Origin of the sequence: Bradyrhizobium sp. S69, from assembly GCF_009766005.1 — a bacterium.
In the GTDB taxonomy this organism is placed as follows: domain Bacteria; phylum Pseudomonadota; class Alphaproteobacteria; order Rhizobiales; family Xanthobacteraceae; genus Bradyrhizobium.
Genome location: NZ_LMUK01000042.1, coordinates 142,086 through 162,848, shown reverse-complemented (window position 1 = coordinate 162,848; position 20,763 = coordinate 142,086). Strand labels below are relative to the sequence as shown.

The following is a 20,763-nucleotide window of genomic DNA, read 5'->3' as shown; positions in this document are numbered from 1 at the left end:
CCACCTTTTTCAATGCTGTGGGCCGCTCAGAGCCACTGCGCGGGAATCTGCAGATCGTAGCTGAAGGCCAGCGACAGCGACATCGCAAGACCTGCAACGCTGAATAACGCGATCTGGCCGAACAGGCTGGATTCGAGTTTCGCGAACAAAATACGCTTGGCATTGGACATGGTGGATGCCTCCCCTGGCAGGTTCCGCGAGATGAAGCTCTCGTCTGGTGCCAAGCTAGGGCCGATCGATGAAGGACAACTTTACCTCCGAGCCGATTGCAATACCGTGGTTAAGAATGCAGACTGCGGAATTGGTCAACAGCCGGTAAAGCCGCGCTGCCACGCGCCTTAGATCATTCCACCAGGATGACGTCGACCGCGACGCTCAGCTTTTGTTTGCGCGATCCGACGATGATGCCATCGACCGGCGAGACATCGGAGAAATCCCGCCCTACGGCGAGCACGATGTGATCGTTCTCGACCAGGATGTCGTTGGTCGGATCGAAGCCGATCCAGCCGAGCTCACCGCACCACAGCGAGACCCAGGCATGGGTCGCGTCGGCGCCTTGCAGGCGTGGTTTGCCCGGCGGCGGAATGGTGCGCAAATAGCCGCTGACATAGGCCGCCGGCAGCCCGAGGCCGCGCAGGCCCGCGATCATCACATGGGCAAAATCCTGACACACACCGTGGCGCTTCTCGAACACCTCGGCGAGCGGTGTCGAGATCACGGTGGCCTTCGGGTCGTATTTGAATTCGGTGCGGATCCGGTGCATCAGGTCCACCGCGCCGGCCAGCACCCCGCCTGCCGGCGGAAAACTCGCGGCGGCATAGTGCGTCACCGGTGCAAGCACCGGCACCAGCGAACTCGGAAAGACGTAACCGATCGGCGAGTCGGGGCCAAGGCTATGGGCCGCGAAGGCGGCCTCGCGAACGTTCTCCCACGCCGGACTCGACGCGTCGCGAGCCGGCGCCTGGCGCGACACCGACACCCGCGACCTCGAATCGACGCGCAGCGTGCGATGCGGGGTCTCGATCAGCACGCTTTCGGTATGGGTGCCGAAGAAGTCGCGCCGAACCGTCCGTTCCGCCGGTTGCGGCCGGATATCGACGGTGTGGGAGACCAGTTGCTGTCCGTCGCCGCTGCGCGGTTCGAGCCGCAGCGAACACCGCGCGAAGCTGACCGGATTTTCGTAGGCGTAGGTGGTGACGTGCCTGATGTCGTAGATCACGCGAGGCCCGTCAGCTTCTCGGGCCGGCTCGCATTGGGTCCATGCGGAAAATAATGCGCGCCGATGGCATCGGCGAGGTTGAGCAGATCCTGCTCCAGCGCGAACAGCGTCTTGGTGTCGAGGGCCGCGGCCTCGGTCGTCGTCAAGGTCGCCTGCAGGCCGACCGCGAGGCGACGCGGCTGCTCGATCAACCCGCCCTCCTTCAAGGTCGGCAGGCTCGCGATGTGATCATTGAGCGCAAACACCTGGAACGCCACCGATCGCGGATTATAGGGATCCAGCACCACGAGGTCGCGCACCGGGGCCAACAGCGGCCCCACCAGATAGCGCGAACGATAGGTGATCTGGCAATCCACCAGGGTCAACAGGGTGTCGAGATCCTCGTTGCCGGCTTCGTCATAGGCGAACTGTCGCGCGAAACGCAGCGTGTTGATCGCCCGTTCGGCACGGCGGCCCATTTCGAGAAAACGCCAGCCGGCGGCCCGGTTCATGTTCTCCTGCGCCAGCCCTGCGAAGCTTGCCAATTCCTGCAAGGTCAGTTCCGCGGCACTGACGACGCCGTCGTCATCCTCGGCTTCCTGCGCCAGCCGTTCCGTCATCTCGGTGATGACCTGCCAGGCATCCGGCGAGAGGCGTTCACGAAGCGAGGTCGCGGTGCGCTGCGCGGTGCGCACCAGCGACAGCGCCGAACCGAACTTTTCCTCGCTTTGCAAGGCTTCGGCGGCGATCTTGGCCGGCGGCGTCCGCGACGCCTGCGACGCCGCGCCCCAGATTACCAGCAGCCGCTGAATCCGCTCGACCGAGTGCAGCACGGTCGCCGAACCCTTGCCGGGATCGCGCTGGATCGTAAGCGCCCGAATCAACCGCAAGGTCGCTTCGGCGCGCTCCAGATAGCGGCCGAGCCAGAACAGATTGTCGGCGGCACGGCTCGGCACCACGCCGGCGACGCGCCGGATCGGGACGGTGTCGACGGCCGGCAACAGCGTGGTCGGCGCCACCGCTTTGTCGGAAATCACCCAGACATCCGCGGCGCGGGCGCCGTCGCCCATCGACACCGCGCGGGCATCGGGCTGGTCGGCGATCCGGCAAAAGCCGCCGGGCATGATGGTCCAGCCATTGGGCGTCGCGGCCGCGAAAACCCGCAGCACGAACGGACGCGGCGTGATCCGGCCCTGATCCCACACCGGCGTGGTCGACAGCCGCACCAGCTCCTGGCCGACATAGTCGATGCCACGATCGCTGATCGCGCCCCTGAGCCGTTCGCGCTCGCTCAGGGACAACTCGCCGGGCAGGATCGGACCGTTGCCGGGGAAACCGGGAACGCTGCGGCCGTAGGCGCCTTCGATCGCCACCCGGTCGAGCCGCGACAGCACTTCCTCGCGCGCCGATTTCTGCCCACACCACCAGGTCGCGATGTGCGGCATCTTCAGATCTTCGCCGAAGAAACGCCGGCACAGGCTGGGCAGGAAGCCCAACAGCGCGCGGGCCTCCATCACGCCGGTACCCGGCATGTTGGCGACGACGACGCCATTCTTGCGGATCACGTCGATCAGGCCAGGCACGCCGAGCTGCGAGGAAGCGTCAAGCTCCAGCGGATCGAGCGAATTGGAATCCACCCGGCGCAGCAGCACGTCGAGCCGCTTGAGGCCGGCGACGGTACGGATATGGATGCGGTCGCCGCTGACCGCGAGGTCGTCGCCCTCGACCAGCAGAAAACCGAGATACCGCGCCAGCGTGGCGTGTTCGAAATAGGTCTCGCTGAATTGCCCCGGCGTCAACAATCCGATGCGCGGTTCGTCGCGGTCGGCGCCGCTACGCAGGCTGTCGCGGAACGCCTCGAAGAACGGGGCGACGCGTTCGACGTTCATCGACTTGTAGAGCGAAGCAAAGGCGCGTGACAGCACCAGGCGGTTTTCCAGCGCGTAGCCGGCGCCGGATGGCGCCTGCGTGCGGTCGCCCAGCACCCACCAGCGACCGTCGGGCCCGCGGCCGACATCGGCGGCATACAGGTTGAGGTAACGGCCCCCCGGTGGTTTGACGCCGCACATCGCGCGCAGATATTCCGAGCTGCCGGCGACGGCCGCCGCCGGCACCGCGCCCTCGGCGACCAGCCGGCCCTCGCCATAGAGATCGGCCAGTACCAGTTCCAGCAATTGCGCCCGCTGCACGATACCGGCGGTCAATTGCTGCCACTCGGCCTCGTCGATCAGAAGCGGCAGATGACTGAGCGGCGAAACGCGGTCGGCGGTCTCGCCGGGCGCGCGATAGGTCACGCCGGCCTCGCGCAGATGCCGGTCGGCACTGCCGAAACGCCGTTCGATGTCCGCCGGCGTCAGTTCGGCGAAGGCCTCGAAAAACCGGGTCCAGACCTCGCGTGGGGTGCCGTCCTCGGTCAGATATTCATCGGGAATGCCGGGCAGCCGGGCATAGCCACGGGTCCACTGCGCCACGCGCCGGTTACCCGGCCGGGCCTTGCTTCCCTGACTACCGGCTTGTCCCGCCATCCGACTCTCCGTCTCGAGCACCTCCTTCAATGCAGGAGCGGGCTCCTCAAGTCGAGGGTCAGCGGGAATTCAATTGTGCGTTCTTCGCGCGGCGGATCGACCTTGCCGGGGGTGTGGCCATGATCGACAAACCGGGCCAGCCTGCGCGCCTCGGCTTCATAGGAATTGACCGGCTTGGTGTCGTAGCTGCGGCCGCCTGGATGGGCCACGTGATAGACGCAGCCACCCAGCGAGCGCCCGTTCCAGCTATCAATTAAATCAAATGTCAGCGGCGCGTGAACCGGGATGGTCGGATGCAGCCCGGAGGCCGGCTGCCAGGCCTTGAAGCGCACCGCGGCCACCGCCTCGCCGGAACGGCCGGTTGGCGTCATCGGCAGCCGCCGGCCGTTGCAGGTGACGGCGTGGCGTCCCTCGACAAAACCCTCGACCTTGACCTGCAACCGCTCCACCGACGAATCGACATAACGCACGGTACCGCCGGCCGAGCCCTCCTCGCCGAGCACGTGCCACGGCTCCAGCGCCTGGCGCACCTCCAGGCTCACCCCGCCATGATGGACCTGCCCGAACGCCGGAAAGCGGAATTCGAGCTGGGCCGCGTACCAATCGGGCGAGAAATCGTAGCCGGATTGCTTGAGTTCGGAGAGCACGCCCAAAAAGTCTTCCCAGAGGAAATGCGGCAGCATGAAGCGGTCGTGCAGCGTGGTGCCCCAGCGCACGAAATGGCCTTGTTGCGGTTCGCGCCACAGCTTGGCGATCAGCGCCCGGATCAAGAGTTGCTGTGCCAGCGACATCCGCGGGTCCGGCGGCATCTCCAGCGCGCGGAATTCGACCAGCCCGAGCCGGCCGGTGGTGCCGTCGGGCGAATAGAGTTTGTCGATGCAGATCTCGGCGCGGTGGGTATTGCCGGTGATGTCGACCAGGATGTGCCGGAACAAACGATCCACCAGCCACAGCGGCGCTTTCACGCCGGCCTGTGGCACATGGGCCATCGCGATTTCCAGTTCATAGAGGCCATCGTGCCGCGCTTCGTCGATGCGCGGCGCCTGGCTGGTCGGGCCGATGAACATGCCCGAGAACAGATAAGACAGCGACGGATGCCGCTGCCAGTACAGCACCAGGCTCTTCAGCAAATCCGGACGGCGCAGGAACGGCGAATCCTGCGGCGTGCTGCCGCCGACCACGACATGATTGCCGCCACCGGTCCCGGTATGACGGCCATCGACCAGGAAGCGATTGGCACCGAGACGAACCTTCGCAGCGTCTTCGTACAGACCGAAGGTGATATCGACGGCCTCGCGCCAGCTTTGCGCCGGCTGGATGTTGATCTCGATCACGCCCGGATCGGGCGTCACCTTGATCACCTCGACGCGGGGATCGAACGGCGGCGGATAGCCTTCGACATGCACCTGCATCTGCATCTCTTCGGCGGTGGCTTCGACGGCGGTCACCAGTTCGAGATAGTCTTCCAGTTTTTCCACCGGCGGCATAAAGGCGCAGAGAATGCCGTCGCGGATCTCGATCGACATCGCGGTACGCACGCCGCCGGATCGGATCTGCTGTTCCTGCACCGCCTGCGACGGTGCAGCCCCGGTCGGCGCAGTCGCGTCATAGACCTGCAACGCCTCGCGCGGCTCCAGCGGATCCTGCTCGACGATATAAGGGTATTCTTCCGCCGGGATATGCGGCAGCGAGGCGATCGGCAGCCGCAGGCCAAGCGGCGAATCGCCCGGCGTCAGAAACAGATTGCCGCGGCGCAGTTTCCATCGCTCACTCTTCCAGCGCGTTGAAGACGATCCGGCATCGGCGTTCCAGCGCTGGATCGGCAGCACAAAGCCTTTCGGCGTGTTGAGCCCCTGGTCGAACACCCGCGCCATCCGCGAGCGTTCTTCCGGATCGGACAATTTTGAATCGCTGGGATCGACATTCGGCGGCAGGCCGGCTTCCTTTTGCAGCCAGTGGCTGGGGTCCTCGAAGGCCGGCATGATGAATTCGGAATTGACGCCAAGCCTCGCCGCCGCCCCTTCCGCGAAACGCTCGGCATCCTGAATTCCTGATGTCCGCGGGCTCTCGATCTTCGCGATCAGGTCGGAATTCTTCCAGATCGGAACGCCGTCCTTGCGCCAATACAGCCCGAACGCCCAGCGCGGCAGGCTCTCGCCCGGATACCATTTGCCCTGGCCGTAATGCAGCAGCCCGCCGGGCGCAAACCGCGTGCGCAGGCGCCGGATCAGGTCGTCGGCGAGACCGCGCTTGGTCGGGCCGACCGCGGCGATATTCCATTCCGGCGATTCCAGATCGTCGATCGACACGAAGGTCGGCTCGCCGCCCATGGTCAGGCGCACGTCATGCGCCTTCAGATCGGCATCGACCTGCTCGCCCAATTTATCGAGCCGCGCCCAGGCCGCATCGGAGAACGGTCGTGTGATGCGCGGCGCCTCGCGGATGCGCTTGACGCTCATCTCGAAGGCGAACTCGACATTGGCAAAGCCCGCGCTGCCCGAAATCGGCGCCGCCGAGCGGTAATGCGGGGTCGCCGCGACCGGAATATGCCCCTCGCCCGTCAGCATCCCCGACGTGACGTCGAAACCGATCCAGCCCGCCCCCGGCAGATAGACCTCGCACCAGGCGTGCAGATCGGTAAAATCGTTCTCGACCTCGCGCGGGCCTTCGACCGGATCGATGTCGGGACGCAATTGAATGAGATAACCGGACACGAAGCGCGTCGCGAGCCCGAGATGCCGCAAGGCCTGGATCAACAGCCACGCCGAGTCGCGGCAGGAGCCCGCAGCGGAGGCCAGCGTCTCTTCCGGCGTCTGGATGCCCGGCTCCATCCGGATCAGATAGCGGATTTTCTTTTGCAGTTCCGCGTTGAGATCGACCAGGAAGTTGACCGTGCTCGGCGCCTCCCGCGGAATCCCCGCAAGATAGGCATCGAGCAGCGGTCCGGATTCGGTGACCGCGAGATAGGGCGCGAGCTCGCTCTTGAGATCGTCGGTGTATTGAAACGGAAAGCTGGTGGCATACGGCTCGACGAAGAAGTCGAACGGATTGATCACGGTCATCTGCGCCGAGAAATCGACTTCGATCTTCAACTCGGTGACTTTTTCCGGAAACACAAAACGCGCCAGCCAATTGCCCTGCGGATCCTGCTGCCAGTTCACGAAATGATTTTCAGGCGTCACCTTGAGCGAATAGCTCAGGATCGGCGTCCGCGTATGCGGCGCCGGCCGCAGCCGTATGGTTTGCGGACCGAGATCGATCGGCCGGTCGTATTTGTAGTGCGTGACGTGATGTAGTGCGACGAAGATCGACACAGAGGGACAACTCCAGCAGCTTTTTTGAGCAGAACACCGGTTCCGGTATCGATCAAGCACTAACAACGGGCATAGGGTGCCTATGCGGGCAGCGGAACAACAAGATTTGCGTCGTCCCCGCGAAGGCGGGGACCCATAACCCCTGGCGTTCATGTTCGCTGAAGGCATCCACCCCACTGCCGAAACGGTAGTCCTCGCCGTATGGGTCCCGGCGCGGAGGCCGGGACGACGTGGGTGCGTTGTTTGGCTTCATTGTTCAGACAGCAACGTTATGAACAGACATACCTCCGCATTCTCGCGACATGTTGCGCCCGAGTTTTGCAAATTCGTTCGCCCCAAAAAGATAGAGGGGCGCAGGCGACCCTCAAGAGAGGGCGCAGCGCGATCCCAAGAGGGACGCAGGGAAGACCGGGTGCGCGCTGCACCCGCGGTCTCGCGTGCAAAGGGTAGTCAAAAAAGCGCACACGAGCATACAGGTTCAGCGGAAGCAGTCCGGCCTTCCCTGCGCAATGGTGTTACAGCTTATATCGTGCTCTCCCCGGCGAGACCTGGCTTGTTTGTCACCGTCATTCCAAAGAAGCTTCCTTCTTGGGAATTTGACACCTGCCATCGGGGCGTCAGGACCACACGACTTTGCCGTCCGCGTCACGCGCCATTCGTCAAAAGCGCATCGGCGGCCACCGCATCCCATCCCAACGTCAGTGACGATGGCCAACGTCCCCTCTCTCGGAACGGGATGGCAAGGAATAAGCAGCTGATTTGGGTCAGGAGTCAAGAACAATTTCTGAAAATCAGAAATTACGTAGAAGTGTGAAAGGGACTGGACACAACATCCCTCTCGCGCAGAACCACTGGTGCTCACGTCATTCCCGCGACGATCGCGATACTCTCTGGTGGGACAAGACGGCGATGAATAAGCCGGTGATTTGGGTCGAAAGAAAATCAAACTATTTTTCGCTGTGGGGCTAGACAGACCCGACACACCTACATCTAGCGTCGTTGAGTGCGGGTTTTATGTTGGAGCGCAAACCCATCAATTCAGAACAGCCCGTAGGATGGGTGGAGCGAAGCGATACCTAATTCGTCTGTCAATCGATGGGTTTTGCGAAGGACTCAACCCATCCTACAGTCCGCACGTTGATCTTTCCGGAGCGTCATCTTCGACCCACGCGCGAGTCCAGTATGGGTTAAAAGCCAACTCGGTCCGAACGCCCCGCCATTGGCGCATAGAAGCCAGGTAAGGAACAAACGCCGAGCTGCTGCTTGCGTTTTGGGCCCCGATAGGTTTTAAGCCCAGTGACTTCATGAACATAGGTATGAATGAGAAGCGAACTGCGTGGCTTTGCCGTGCTTTAAACAGAGTAACGCTTCAAACTATTCTGAGCCTCCACAAAGGAATCCATCATGGCCAAGATGACCAAGAATCAGTTGATTGATGCAATTGCAGAGGGAACCCAGGTTTCCAAAGCGGACGTAAAGGCCGTCATCGAGCAGATGGCGACCGTGGGCTATAAGGAACTGAATGAATCCGGCGAGTTCGTCGTTCCCGGCTTCGCCAAAATATCGGTCGTGAACAAGCCTGCTACGGAAGCCCGCAGCGGTGTAAATCCTTTCACGAAAGAGCCCATGGAGTTCGCGGCCAAGCCAGCCAGCAAGTCGGTCAAGGCGTCACCTCTGAAGGTTGCCAAAGACGCTGTTTGAAGCCGACGGGTTGGTTAAGGCCTGTTCGTTCGCCTGTACTGTGGGTAACTCCATCACACCCTGGACAGGCTCCTCCGCCCGCACACTATGCGTCCCGAGACGGAATCTCTGGAGGGCCTAGGGGGACAGTCTCGCAAAGGCCATGCGGTGTAATGCCCGCGTGGCCTTTTGTCTTTATTGTCTGACCCTAAAAATAGCGACCTGGCTGGACGGCCGGCGCAAATCCGACATCGACGAAACATCAGCATCTTCGGGTCCATCGTCCCGCTCATGTGTGCCGCGGCTGCGAGCAGCCGATCGCGGTCCCGGTTCGCCTTGCGGGCGCTGCTCGCGGGTGACACACTTGCCGCCAAGTCTGAAGGTCCAAGTCTGAATATCCAAGTCTGAATATCCAAGTCCGACGGCAAAGATCGGGCAAGCAGGTGCACGGGACGCGAGAGGGAAGCGATGAAGCTCGCTGCGAAGCTGTTTGCCGCCTTGGCTGTGCTGCTCGCGGCGCAGACCGCATCGGCGCAATCGGTCTATCCGAACCGGGCGGTGAAAATCCTGGTCGGCTTCACGCCCGGCACCGCGCCCGACGTTGTCGCGCGCATTCTGGCCGACCGCTTCGCGGCAGTCTGGGGCACGCCGTTCGTGGTCGAGAATATTCCCGGCGCCGGCAGCAACATCGCCACCGACCGCGTCGCCAAGGCTGCCGCCGATGGCTACACGCTGCTGATGGGCAGCAATGGGGCGCTGGTGATCAATCCGAGTTTGTTTGAAACACTGCCGTTCGACCCGATCAGGGATTTCGCACCGATCTCGCAGATCTTCATCGCGGCGAACGTGCTCGTCCTTCCGCCGGAGCAGCCGGTCAACAGCATCGCGGAACTGGTGGCGCTCGCCAAGGCGGAACCCGGCAAGCTCTCCTACGCCCATGCCGGCGTCGGTACGTCGCAACAGCTCGCAGCCGAATTGTTCAAATACAGCGCGCATGTCGACATCAAGGGCGTGCCCTATCGCGGCACCACGGCGTTCATGCCGGATCTGCTCGCCAACCGGATCACGATGTCGTTCGCCAACATCACCAACGTGATGCCGCTGGTGCGCGAAGGAAAGTTGCGCGCGCTGGCCATCACCTCGATCAAGCGCTCGGCGCTGGCGCCCGAGTTGCCGACCATGGCGGAATCCGGCTTCCCCGGCTTCGAGGCGGTGCCGTGGTTCGGCCTGCTCGCACCGGCCGGCACGCCAAAAGATGTGCAGGATAAATTGCACGACGAAACCGTCAAGGCGCTGGCGACGCCGCAGGTGCGCCAGCAGTTCGCCGAACTCGGCCTCGAGCCGGTCGGCAACACGCCGGCCGAGTTCGCCGCGATCATCCAGAAAGAAACGCCGGAATGGGCGAAGGTGATCCGGGATGCCGACATCAAGCTTGGCAATTAGTGTATGGCAATTATGGTAGCGAAGCGTTGCTCATCAACTGGAATTTTAGAGACGCGCCTCGGCAGGACTCAATCCCGTCCCATGAATTAGGCACCAACTAGTTTTCTACTGACCACACTGATACTTGGCTCCATGTCTGAAATCACATCGAGACAAGTCCACCCCGTTATAAAGCGATAGTGACGCGCTTTGCCGAAAACGGCCTTGAGTGCGTCAGACTGCGATTTCCAGAACAATGAACCCTCGACCAAGTAGGCGAAGTGATCGGATACTAACCCTTCTTTCGGAGTATCTTCGCTCTCGGTACTCAGGGGCATCTCGTCCAGAATTCGAACAATGTGGGTTTTTCCGAAATGCACACGGAGCGCCTGCGCATCTTCGCCAGGAATAATGAAGTCGGCAATTATCCCGCGATCCGTCCAAGTCATAGCGATGAGGTCGCTGAAGCTAGCCTTGATGGCAAAAGGCTGATCGATGGGACGATATTTCGGCACCGGCATCCCCGACGTTTCTCGACAATCGTTTCCGCCAGCGCGCAGGATGGGTAGCGCGAAGGGCTCAATCCATCGTACGCACTATCGTCATTGCGAGGAGCGGCGCGACGAAGCAATCCAGCTTTCTTCATCGCGACCCGCCGCTGGATTGCTTCGCTTCGCTCGCAATGACGAGAACTGAGCGTCCGCGCGCTTCGCATTCACATCGTCGCCCCAAGCACCCAGGGCGCAAACTCCGCGCCGCCGAAATCGAAGCTTTCGCTCTTGGTCGGCTGGCCGGAGGCGGTTTTCAGCATCAGGTCGAAGATGCGCTGGCCGCATTGCTGCACGGTTTCCTCGCCGTCGAGGATGGTGCCGCAATTGACGTCCATGTCGTCTTCCATGCGCTTGTACATCGGCGAATTGGTGGCGAGCTTGATCGACGGCGCGGGCTTGCAGCCGAACACGCTGCCGCGGCCGGTGGTGAAGCAGACCAGGTTGGCGCCGCCTGCGACTTGTCCGGTGGCCGCGACCGGGTCGTAGCCGGGCGTGTCCATGAACACAAAACCCTTCTTGGTGACGGTTTCGGCGTAGTTCAGCACGTCGACCAGATTGGTGCTGCCGGCCTTCGCCATCGCGCCGAGGGATTTTTCCAGAATGGTGGTGAGGCCGCCGGCCTTGTTGCCGGGGCTCGGATTGGCGTTCATCTCGGCGCCTTCGCGCTCGGTGTATTCTTCCCACCAGCGCATCAGCGCGACCAGCTTCTCGCCGACCTCGCGGCTGACCGCGCGGCGGGTCAGGAGATGTTCGGCGCCGTAGGTCTCGGGCGTTTCCGACAGGATCACGGTGCCGCCGTGCCGCACCAGGAGGTCGCTCGCAGCGCCCAGCGCCGGATTGGCGGAGACGCCGGAATAGCCGTCGGAGCCGCCGCATTGCAGCGCCACGGTCAATTCCGAGGCCGGCACCGATTCGCGCTTCACTTTGTTCGCGTCGGTCAAGGCCTCGCGCACGAAGGCAACGCCGGCTTCCACGGTCTTGCGGGTGCCACCGACTTCCTGGATGTCCATCGCCCGCAAACGGCCCGCGAGCTTCTGTTCCTGCATCAGCCCGCCGATCTGGTTGACCTCGCAGCCGAGGCCGAGCACGACCACCGCGGAAAAGTTCACGTGCCGCGCGTAGCCGCCGAGGGTACGGCGCAGCAGCGCCAGCGGTTCGTCCTGCGTCATGCCGCAACCGGTCTTGTGGGTCAGCGCCACCACGCCATCGACGTTGGGGAAATCGGCCAGCGGATTGTCGCCGGTGAAAGGGTTTTTCTTGAAGATGTCGGCAACCATGCCGGCGACATGCGCCGAGCAATTCACCGAGGTAAGAATGCCGATGTAATTGCGGGTCGCGACCCGGCCGTCGGCGCGGCGGATGCCGTCAAAGGTCGCGGGCAGATCGAAATTCGGCGTCGGCGTCACGTCGACACCGAACGCATAGTCCTTGGCAAAATCGCCCATGCCGCAATTCTGGGTGTGGACGTGCTGGCCCGGCGTGATCGGCACGGTCGCAAAGCCGATGATCTGGCCGTACCGGCGGATCGGTTCGCCCAATGCGATCGGCTTGATCGCAACCTTATGACCGGCCGGAATCCGTTCGACCGTGGTGACGCCGTCCGCCACCACCATGCCGGGCGGCAGGCTCGAGCGCGCAATCAGCACGCCATCATCGGGATGCAGGCGAATGACAGGTGCTTGGGGCATGGGGTGTCTCCTGTGTGTTGAAAGCGGTGAAAGGGCGAATAGCGAATGGCGAGTAGCGAGTAGAAAAAAACTCTCGATACTCACCGTCCCCTATTCGCCATTCGCTACTCGCTATTCGCCGACTTACGCTTTGCCGCCGGATTCTTTCCGGGTCTGCGCGATCTGCATCTTGGCGTAGGTGGCCATCAGGCCGCTTTCGTTCGACAGGGTCACGAGCTTGAAACCCATGTTGATCGCGCGCACCGCGCCGTCGGCGCCCGAGCAGTGGATGCCGGGATAGAGGCCGCGCTTGCCGCACTCTTTCACGATCTTCTCATAGATCTTGAGGATTTCCGGCTCGTCGCGGTCGAGTTTTGGTACCAGCCCGTAGGAGAAGCCGAGGTCGGAGGGACCGATATAGACGCCGTTGATGCCTTCGACGTCGAGGATCGCTTCCATGTTTTCGACCGCGGTCTTGGTCTCCATCATCGGCAGCAGCACGATCTCGTCATTGGCGGTCTGCTGGTAGGTGCCGGCCGAGCCGTACATGCCGGAACGGATCGGGCCGTTGGAGCGGGTGCCGCGCGGCGGATATTTCGAATATTGAACCAGGTTCTCGGCTTCCTGTTTGGTGTTGATCATCGGGCAGATCACGCCATAGGCGCCGCCATCGAGCACCTTGCCGATGATGCCGGGCTCGTTCCAGGGAACGCGAACCATCGGCGTCACCGGATGGGCGTGCATCGCCTGGAAGCATTGCACCATCGACTGGTAGTCCTGCACGCCGTGCTGCATGTCGACGGTGACGCTGTCAAAACCGCACTGCGCGATCACCTCGGCCGAAAATCCCGATGGGATCGCAAGCCAGGCGTTCACCACGGCCTTGCCGGAAGCCCATACTTTCTTGACGTTATTTGCCACTCTTTGTTCCTTCCCTGTTTGCTGCCGCTGTCATTGCGAGGAGTGCTGCGACGAAGCAATCCGGTATTTTCGCAGCTCTGGATTGCTCGGCGGCCCGGCCCTTGAGAATCAGGCCGTCGCCCGCTGGATGCTGACTTCGCTGACGCCGACTTCGCGCGCGGTATTCACTATCGCCGCCCAGGTATCGTCAGGCAAGGGGACGCCGTCTCTGGTGCGCTCTGCGCGCATGGCTGCTTCCGGCTCACCCGGGATCAGGACCTGGTCGACCCCGGCCGCCGGCTTGGTATCCTTGAAATATTGGACGTAACGCGCGATCTCGCCGTCGAAGAAGTTGGCGGGATCGACCCGTTTCGGATCGATATAGATCGCGAGCATGCCGTTGGCGAAGCGCCGGTTCGGACCGGTGGCGCCGGTGCCGGTCAGCGCGCCGCCGAGCAGTTCGCAGATCAGCGCCAGTCCCGAGCCTTTGTGTTCGCCGAACGCCCGGATCGCGCCCTCGCCCTGGCTATGGTCGCGCGGTCCCTCGGCGGTATGCGGTCCGTACAAGACGGTGGGATCCTCGCTCAGGGTGCCGTCGAGATCGATCAGCGCGCCCTTGGGCAGTTTTTTGCCGCCGCGGCTGGCGACCAGCACCTTGCCCTCGGCGACGATCGAGGTAGCAAAATCCAGCACGATCGGGCCCTGCCCCTGGCGCGGAATGCCGACGCAATAGGGCGCGGTCGACAGCCGCCGCTCGACGCCGCCATAGGGCGCCACCAGCACCGAGCCCGCGGCATTGACGAAATGCACCGACACCAGCCCCTCGGCGGCGGCCATTTCGGCCCAGTCGCCGACCCGGCCGATATGGCCGGCATTGCGCAGCGCGACCGCCGCAAGGCCCGACGCCTTGCATTTTTCGATGCCGATCCTGACCGCCTGCGGCGTCACCGTCTGCCCGTAACCGAACTTGCCATCGACCACCGCCAGCGCCGGGGTATCGACCACGACCTCCGCGGTCTGGTTCGGCACCACCGCGCCCATCTTCTTCCAGCGGACATAGACCGGCACACGAATGACGCCGTGGCTGTCATGTCCGGTGAGGTTGGCGGTCGTGAGGTAGGTCGCGATCCGCCGCGCCTCCTCGGCGGAAGAATCCGAATGGGTGAAAACTTCGGCGACGAAATTGATGAGGTTTTGGGCCTTGATGGTGACCATGAACGGATCGCTCGCTGTTGTCTCAGGCGCTGGCTTTGGCGTGGCCGCCGAGATAGGCGGCGGCGATGGCCTCGTTGCCCCACAACTCGTCAGGCTTGCCGCCCAGCACGATGCGCCCGGTTTCCAGCACGTAGCCGTGATCGGCGACGGAAAGTCCCATCCGCGCGTTTTGCTCGACTAGAAGCACGGTGGTGTTGCGCCTGATCTCGGAGATGATCTTGAACACGGCTTGCACGATCACCGGCGCCAGGCCGAGCGAGGGCTCGTCGAGCAGCAACAGCCGCGGCTTCGCCATCAGCCCACGCGCCACCGCGACCATCTGCAACTGGCCGCCCGACAGGGTCCAGCCCAGCGACGAGGAGAATTTGCGGATATCGGGAAACAGGTCGAACATCGCGTCCGCCTCGCGCGACAATTCGGCAGTCGCCACGCGCCGGTTCGACGCGCCGAGCATGATGTTTTCCTTCACCGTCAGGCCGGGAAAAATCCGGCGGCCTTCCGGCACATGGGAAATGCCGAGCCGGACGATGGTTTCCGGCCCGAGCCCCGCGATCGATTTGCCGTCGAACAGGATGTCGCCCGCCGCGGGTTTTGCCAAACCCGAGATCGCGCGCAGCGTGGTGGATTTGCCGGCGCCGTTGGCGCCGAGCAAGGTCACCACCTGGCCCTGATCGACGGTCAACGAGACGCCGCGCAAGGCTTCGATTTCGCCATAGCGGACCACCAGGTCGCGGATTTCCAGTAGCGCCATTATTCGGTCCCGAGATAGGCGGAGACGACGTCAGGATGGCGCAGCACCGCCATGGATTCGCCGTCCGCGATGCGACGTCCGAAATTGAGCACGGTGATGTGCTGGGCAGCTTCCGAGACCAGCGTCATGTCGTGATCGATGATCAGGATGGTCAGGCCCTGCGCTGCGATGCGCTTGAGCAGCTCATGCAGCTCGAGCTTTTCGGTCGAGTTCAGGCCGGCCGCGGGCTCGTCGAGCAGCAGTAAGGTCGGGTTGGCGGCCAGCGCCCGCGCGATCTCGATCAGCCGCTGATGGCCATAGGAGAAGCTGGAGATCAGTTCATTGGCGCGGCTGCCGAGGCCGACGAAGGTCAGCGCCTCCATCGCGCGCTCGGTCAGCGCATCACCACCGCCTTGCTTGATCAGCGTATTGCCCGGCCGTTCGGCGCCGATCTCGACGTTCTCCAGCGCCGTCATCGAGCGGAACAGGCGGATGTTCTGGAAGGTCCGGCCAAGCCCCGCCGCGGTGCGCAGATGCGGCGGCATGTTGGTGATATCGGTGCCGTCGAGCACGATCTTGCCCGATGTGGCCTTGTAGAGGCCGGACAGCACGTTCAGCGTCGTGGTCTTGCCGGAGCCGTTCGGCCCGATCAGCGCGTGAACGCCGCCACGCTTGACCTGGATATCGACGCCATCGACCGCCTTGAGGCCTCCGAAATATTTCGCCAACCCCGTCACCTCCAGCACGATGTCGCCGCCGACGGTCGCCGGCTTCAACTGCAAGGTCGCGGTGGCCGGAGGCGTCTTGACCTTGGCGCGCAAGCGGGTGAGCCCTGAGCTTACAAATCCCCAGATGCCATCCGGCATGAAGCGGATGATCAGGATCACGGATAAGCCGTAAATGGCTAGATAAAGGCCGGGCACGCTCTTGAGGAACCGCAGCCATTCCGGAATCAGGATCAGCAAACCGGTGCCGATCGCAGATCCAATCGGCGACGCCACGCCGCCGAGCAGCGACATGGTCAGGAACTGGATCGAGTCCGCGAACGCGAACTGATCCGGGCTGACATAGGCAAAGCCGCCGGCGAACAACCCGCCGGCGAGGCCGCCCAGCACGGCGCTGAGCGCAAACGCCGACACTTTGGTGCGGAACACGTCGATGCCGTTGACCCCGGCAGCGAGCTCATTGTCACGCACCGCGCGCATCGAACGGCCGAGCGGCGTGTCCGGCAGTTTCCACACCGCGTAGCCGACCAGCGCCAGCGCCGCCACGCAGAACGCCAGATACGATTGCGACGACTGGAATAGCCACGGCCGGCCGATATTGGAAACGCCGTCCGGGCCGTGAGTGAGCCAGATGGTGTTGATCATGATCAGCGTGACGATCTGCTGGAACGAGATCGTCACCATGGCGAGATAGTGCCCGCCGAGCCGCAGCGTCGACATGCCGAGCAGAGCGCCGGCCAGCAGCGCCATCGCGCATCCGCCGACCAGACACAGCCAGTAGCTGATCTGGTAGTCCGAGGTGCCGATGCCGACCGCATAGGCGCCGATGCCGAAGAACGCGGCCTGCGCCAGGTTGATCTGGCCGCACAGGCCGAGCACCACCGAGAGCCCGAACACGGCAATCGCAAACGTCACCGCCTGCATCAGGATGTTGTGGATGTAGCCGTCGAACGGCACCGCCGCCGCCAGCGCCACCAGGATCGCCGCGAAGATGAAATAGGGCAGATGCCGCAACAGCAGCGGTTTCGGACGCGCGATGGCGGTCGCGATCGGCATATTGTCGCTGGGCGCGCTCATGCTTTTTCCGCCACGCGTTCGCCGAAGATGCCTTGCGGCCGGAAGACGAGGAAAAATATCAGCACCAGGAACGCGAAGCCGTCCTTGTAGGGAACCGAAATATAGGCCGCGCCGAACGTCTCGATCACGCCGAGCGCAAGCCCGCCGATGATCGCGCCGGTGACGTCGCCGAAGCCGCCGATGATGGTGGCGGCAAAGGCCTTCAGCGCAATGGTCGATCCCATCTGGATCGAGACGAACAACACGGGCGCCACCAGAATGCCGGCAAGCCCGCCCAGCACCGCCGAATAGATGAAGGTGATCATGATCATGGTGGAAACGGAGATGCCGAGCAGCGAGGCCATTTCCTTGTCCTGCGAGGTCGCCTGCAATTTCTTGCCGAGCATGGTGCGTTCGAAGAACCAGTAATTGAAGATCACCAGCAAAATCGTCACCGCGATGATCAGGAGGTACTGGCTGTCGAGATAGACCGGTCCGAGCTGGATGCCCGGCGTGTCGAACCATCCTTGCAGCACCTGCGGCTGCGGGCCATAAATCGCCAGCACCGAATTGGCCATCAGGATCGATGCGCCGATGGTGGCGATAATCACCGGCAGGAAGCTGCGATGACGCAGCGGATAATAGACCCCGAGATTGAAGATCACGCCGAGCAGCGCCATTCCGCCCAGCGACAGCAAAAACGACAGCCAATAGGGCCAGCCGAGATCGACGGAAAACACCACCATCAGATAGGCGGCGACCATCGAGAATTCGCCTTGCGCGAAATTCACCACATTGGTGGCGCGGAAGATCAGCACGAAGCCGAGCGCGACCAGCGCATAGACCGCGCCGATGCCGATGCCGGTGAATAACAGCTGAAGTACGATATCCATCATCAACGTTCGGTAAGAGGGCCCAAGGGATAGATCGAGGGATAGCTCAACGCGACAAGGCGCGTGTCGGCCTCCCCCCATGTGGGGGAGGCCGACAGCGGCATCAGCCGTTGGATTCGATGTGCTTGTCGAAGACGATGGTGCCCTTTTCGTTCTTCACGATGTTGTAGCCGTGAAGCCCGTCACCGTTCTGGTCGAAATTGTATTCGCCCTCGGCACCGGCGAATTTCTTGATGGCCAGGATCGCTTCGCGGATCTTGCCGGGATCGGTCGAATTAGCGGTCTTGATCGCTTGCGACAGCACGTTGATCGCATCGAACGTCCAGGAACTCTGGTTGTCCGGCGCCACCTTGACGGCGTCGCGGTAGATCTTGCCGAAGGCTTTCGACGCCTCGCTGGAATCCTCGGCATAATCGGCAACGCCGAAAGTGCCATAGAGCGCGGGACCGGCGAGTTTCAGCGCCGTGATGTTGACGATCGAGGGCGAACCGACCCACGGGATGTTGACGCCGAGCTGGCGCAACTGACGGCCGAAAATGCCGAGGTCGTTTTCAAAGGTGAAGTAGGAGCCGAGAATGTCGGCGCCGGATTGCTTGATCGCAAGCACCACCGGCGTGAAGTCCTGGCTCTGGTTGGCATAGCCCTGGTCGAGCACTGGCGTCGAACCAAGCTTGGTCAATGATTCAGTGAGCGCCTTGCCGCCCGCCGTGCCGAACGCGTCGGTGGAATGCAGCACGGCCCACTTCTTCTTGCCAAGCGTGTTGACGCCATAGTCGGCGATCACGCTGCCGGAATAGCTGTCATTGGGGCGGCAGCGGAACAGCCACTGATTGCCCATATGGGTCAGGTTCGGATCGGTACCGCCGATCATCACCGGCTTGCCGAGCTTGAGCACGTCGGGCGCCATGGCATGGACCTGGGTCGAGCGGATCGAGCCGAGGAAGCCGACGATGTCCGGCTGCGAGGCCAGCTTGGAAAACGCCAGCACGATGCCGGGATTGGTGGTCTGGTCGTCTTCGACGATCAGTTCGAGCTGCTTGCCCATCACGCCGCCGGCCTTGTTGACGGCCTCCAGCGCCAATTTGGCGCCCTTGATGGCATATCCGCCGGATTCAGCCGCGGGACCGGTCACCGGCGCGCACATGCCGATCTTGAGGGTGGCGCCCTGCGCCCGCGCGCTTGAAATGATATGGGGTGCGACGATACCGGCAGCGATGCCGGCGGCGAAGTCGCGTCTCGTGAGCTTCATCTAGTTCTCCCTAGCGGCCGGGCTTCGTTGCCGGCCTGTTCTTGATGTTGGCAGTCCGCGACGGACGCGAAACCGAGTGCGTATCTACGGGCTCTTTGGCCCGGAGTAAATTGATATCGCAGCGCTTTCGACTAACGATGCAGGCCGCCCCTCCAGAGATGATTAACGCTGGCGAGGTCGGTCTATTCCCCGCGGCGTTTTGTCGTCAACGGCTGCCCTTGTGCCGAAATAGCAGGCAATGGGCAGAGCTTTTGTCCGGCGGCGCGCAGGTTCTCGCTCATTCGCAAGTCGTCCTCATTGGCAAGTCTTCCCCATTGGCAAGCCTTCGCTCACTCATCCGGCTCGGCGCCCCCCTCCTCGGGTGCGCCCAGCCCTGCAAGGCCATCTTCGAGCGCGCGAAGCATGTCCTGCAATTCAGCGAGCTTGCGGGCGCCGTAGCGCCTGGTGATGGCGGCATAGATCGCCTCCGACGTCGGCGCGACCAGCTCGATCAATTTCAATCCCTTGGCCGAGATCGACACCACGGCGCGGCGCAGATCGGTCTTGGCGACCTTGCGTTCGATCAGATGGCGCGCTTCGAGATCGCGCAAAATCCGCGACAGGCTCGGGCCGAGCAGAAAGGCGACATGCGCAAGTTCAGTAACCTCGATGGCATCGACCGCCGCCAGCGCGCGTAGAATACGCCATTGCTGCTCGGTCAGGCCGTGCTGCCGCAGCGAGGGCCGGAACTGCCGCATCACCGCCTCGCGCGCGCGCAACAGCGCCATCGGCAGCGAACGCGAAAATTCCCGCATCGGCACCCGATGCGAATCCGAGCTGGAATGGCCTGCCTTGGAAGGAGTCTTTGGCGTCATGATCCCTGGTCTTAAAAGACGAACGTTGAGTTCAATGAGTGGTGCCGCGCAACGCTTTTGCGTTGCAGCATCGAATAGGTTTGCCCCGAACCATTTAACATGTTAATTACTTCCTCACATCCATTTTCGTCATCACCCCCAACCTCGACCGAACATGGCCCTTTCCAAAGACGATATCCGCATCGCCGCCGAGCGGCTCGATCAAGCGGAAAAAACCAGAAAGCAGATCCGGCAGATCTCGCTGGATCATCCTGATATCACCATCGACGATTCCTACGCCATTCAGAAAGCCTGGATCGCGATGAAGGTCGCGCAAGGCCGGCTCGTCAAGGGCCACAAGATCGGCCTCACCTCGAAGGCGATGCAGAGCGCGCTCAATATCGATGAGCCGGATTCCGGCGTGCTGCTCGACGACATGTTCTTTGCCGACGGCGGCCTGGTGCCGTCGGACCGCTTCATCGCGACGCGGGTCGAAGCCGAACTGGCGTTCGTCATGAAACATCGGCTCAGTGGCCCCGACTGCACGATATTCGACGTGCTGAACGCGACTGACTTCGTGGTGCCGGCGCTGGAAATTCTCGACACCCGGGTGGAGCGGGTTGATCCGCAGACCAAGGCGACGCGCAAGATCTTCGATACCATCGCCGACAACGCGGCCAACGCTGGCATCGTGATTGGCGGTCGCCCGTTGCGGCCGCTGGACACCGACCTGCGCTGGATCGGCGCGCTGTGCTATCGCAACGGCCAATTGGAAGAGACGGGCCTTGCCGCCGGCGTGCTCAAC

General features: G+C 62.7%; 16 protein-coding genes. 3 read left to right on the top strand and 13 right to left on the bottom strand.

Going from position 1 to position 20,763, the window contains the following annotated elements; all coding sequences use genetic code 11:
• Positions 1-26: 26 nt before the first annotated feature.
• The 4 genes from GSQ88_RS20940 to GSQ88_RS20925 all read right to left on the bottom strand — a co-directional run bounded on the left by GSQ88_RS20940 (position 27) and on the right by GSQ88_RS20925 (position 7,037).
• On the bottom strand, positions 27-170 hold the full coding sequence (locus GSQ88_RS20940; RefSeq protein ID WP_159009651.1) for a hypothetical protein: 144 nt from the start codon (positions 168-170) through the stop codon (positions 27-29).
• A gap of 173 nt (positions 171-343) precedes the next feature.
• Positions 344-1,219 (bottom strand): transglutaminase family protein, encoded by an 876-nt coding sequence (locus tag GSQ88_RS20935; protein WP_159009650.1) that lies wholly within the window; start codon positions 1,217-1,219, stop codon positions 344-346.
• Positions 1,216-3,723: a circularly permuted type 2 ATP-grasp protein gene (locus tag GSQ88_RS20930; protein ID WP_159009649.1), complete on the bottom strand. Its 2,508-nt coding sequence runs from the start codon at positions 3,721-3,723 to the stop codon at positions 1,216-1,218. The genes GSQ88_RS20935 and GSQ88_RS20930 overlap by 4 nt, the downstream gene beginning before the upstream one ends.
• Before the next feature lie 26 nt (positions 3,724-3,749).
• Positions 3,750-7,037: a transglutaminase family protein gene (locus GSQ88_RS20925; protein ID WP_159009648.1), complete on the bottom strand. Its 3,288-nt coding sequence runs from the start codon at positions 7,035-7,037 to the stop codon at positions 3,750-3,752.
• 1,404 nt (positions 7,038-8,441) lie between these two features.
• Here GSQ88_RS20925 and GSQ88_RS20920 point away from each other — a divergent pair.
• Together GSQ88_RS20920 and GSQ88_RS20915 are read left to right on the top strand one after the other, a co-directional pair.
• Complete coding sequence (locus GSQ88_RS20920) at positions 8,442-8,738, top strand: HU family DNA-binding protein (protein ID WP_159009647.1); 297 nt, start codon at positions 8,442-8,444, stop codon at positions 8,736-8,738.
• A 447-nt stretch (positions 8,739-9,185) separates the two neighbouring features.
• Complete coding sequence (locus GSQ88_RS20915) at positions 9,186-10,160, top strand: Bug family tripartite tricarboxylate transporter substrate binding protein (protein WP_159009646.1); 975 nt, start codon at positions 9,186-9,188, stop codon at positions 10,158-10,160.
• An 86-nt stretch (positions 10,161-10,246) separates the two neighbouring features.
• Here GSQ88_RS20915 and GSQ88_RS20910 read toward each other — a convergent pair whose 3' ends face one another.
• From GSQ88_RS20910 to hpaR, 9 genes are all read right to left on the bottom strand, one after another.
• On the bottom strand, positions 10,247-10,654 hold the full coding sequence (locus tag GSQ88_RS20910) for a hypothetical protein (protein ID WP_159009935.1): 408 nt from the start codon (positions 10,652-10,654) through the stop codon (positions 10,247-10,249).
• Between the two features lie 200 nt (positions 10,655-10,854).
• On the bottom strand, positions 10,855-12,378 hold the full coding sequence (locus GSQ88_RS20905) for a UxaA family hydrolase (protein WP_159009645.1): 1,524 nt from the start codon (positions 12,376-12,378) through the stop codon (positions 10,855-10,857).
• Positions 12,379-12,501: 123 nt separating this feature from the next.
• Positions 12,502-13,278, bottom strand: a complete 777-nt coding sequence (locus GSQ88_RS20900) for an HpcH/HpaI aldolase family protein (protein WP_159009644.1) — start codon at positions 13,276-13,278, stop codon at positions 12,502-12,504.
• Positions 13,279-13,386: 108 nt separating this feature from the next.
• Positions 13,387-14,472, bottom strand: a complete 1,086-nt coding sequence (locus tag GSQ88_RS20895) for a malate/lactate/ureidoglycolate dehydrogenase (RefSeq protein ID WP_159009643.1) — start codon at positions 14,470-14,472, stop codon at positions 13,387-13,389.
• A gap of 22 nt (positions 14,473-14,494) precedes the next feature.
• Positions 14,495-15,223, bottom strand: a complete 729-nt coding sequence (locus GSQ88_RS20890; RefSeq protein ID WP_159009642.1) for an ABC transporter ATP-binding protein — start codon at positions 15,221-15,223, stop codon at positions 14,495-14,497.
• Complete coding sequence (locus GSQ88_RS20885) at positions 15,223-17,004, bottom strand: branched-chain amino acid ABC transporter ATP-binding protein/permease (RefSeq protein WP_159009641.1); 1,782 nt, start codon at positions 17,002-17,004, stop codon at positions 15,223-15,225. Before GSQ88_RS20885 ends, GSQ88_RS20890 begins: the two co-directional genes overlap by 1 nt.
• Entirely contained in the window at positions 17,001-17,876 is an 876-nt protein-coding gene (locus GSQ88_RS20880) for a branched-chain amino acid ABC transporter permease (RefSeq protein ID WP_159009934.1), read from the bottom strand. The genes GSQ88_RS20885 and GSQ88_RS20880 overlap by 4 nt, the downstream gene beginning before the upstream one ends.
• A gap of 103 nt (positions 17,877-17,979) precedes the next feature.
• Positions 17,980-19,125, bottom strand: coding sequence for an ABC transporter substrate-binding protein (locus GSQ88_RS20875; RefSeq protein WP_159009640.1), 1,146 nt, complete (start codon positions 19,123-19,125; stop codon positions 17,980-17,982).
• A gap of 329 nt (positions 19,126-19,454) precedes the next feature.
• A complete protein-coding gene (gene hpaR, locus GSQ88_RS20870) occupies positions 19,455-19,979 on the bottom strand; it encodes a homoprotocatechuate degradation operon regulator HpaR (RefSeq protein WP_159009639.1) in 525 nt (174 codons plus the stop codon).
• Between the two features lie 154 nt (positions 19,980-20,133).
• Here hpaR and GSQ88_RS20865 point away from each other — a divergent pair.
• Positions 20,134-20,763 (top strand): FAA hydrolase family protein (locus GSQ88_RS20865; RefSeq protein ID WP_159009638.1); only part of this gene is annotated, 630 nt, incomplete at its 3' end.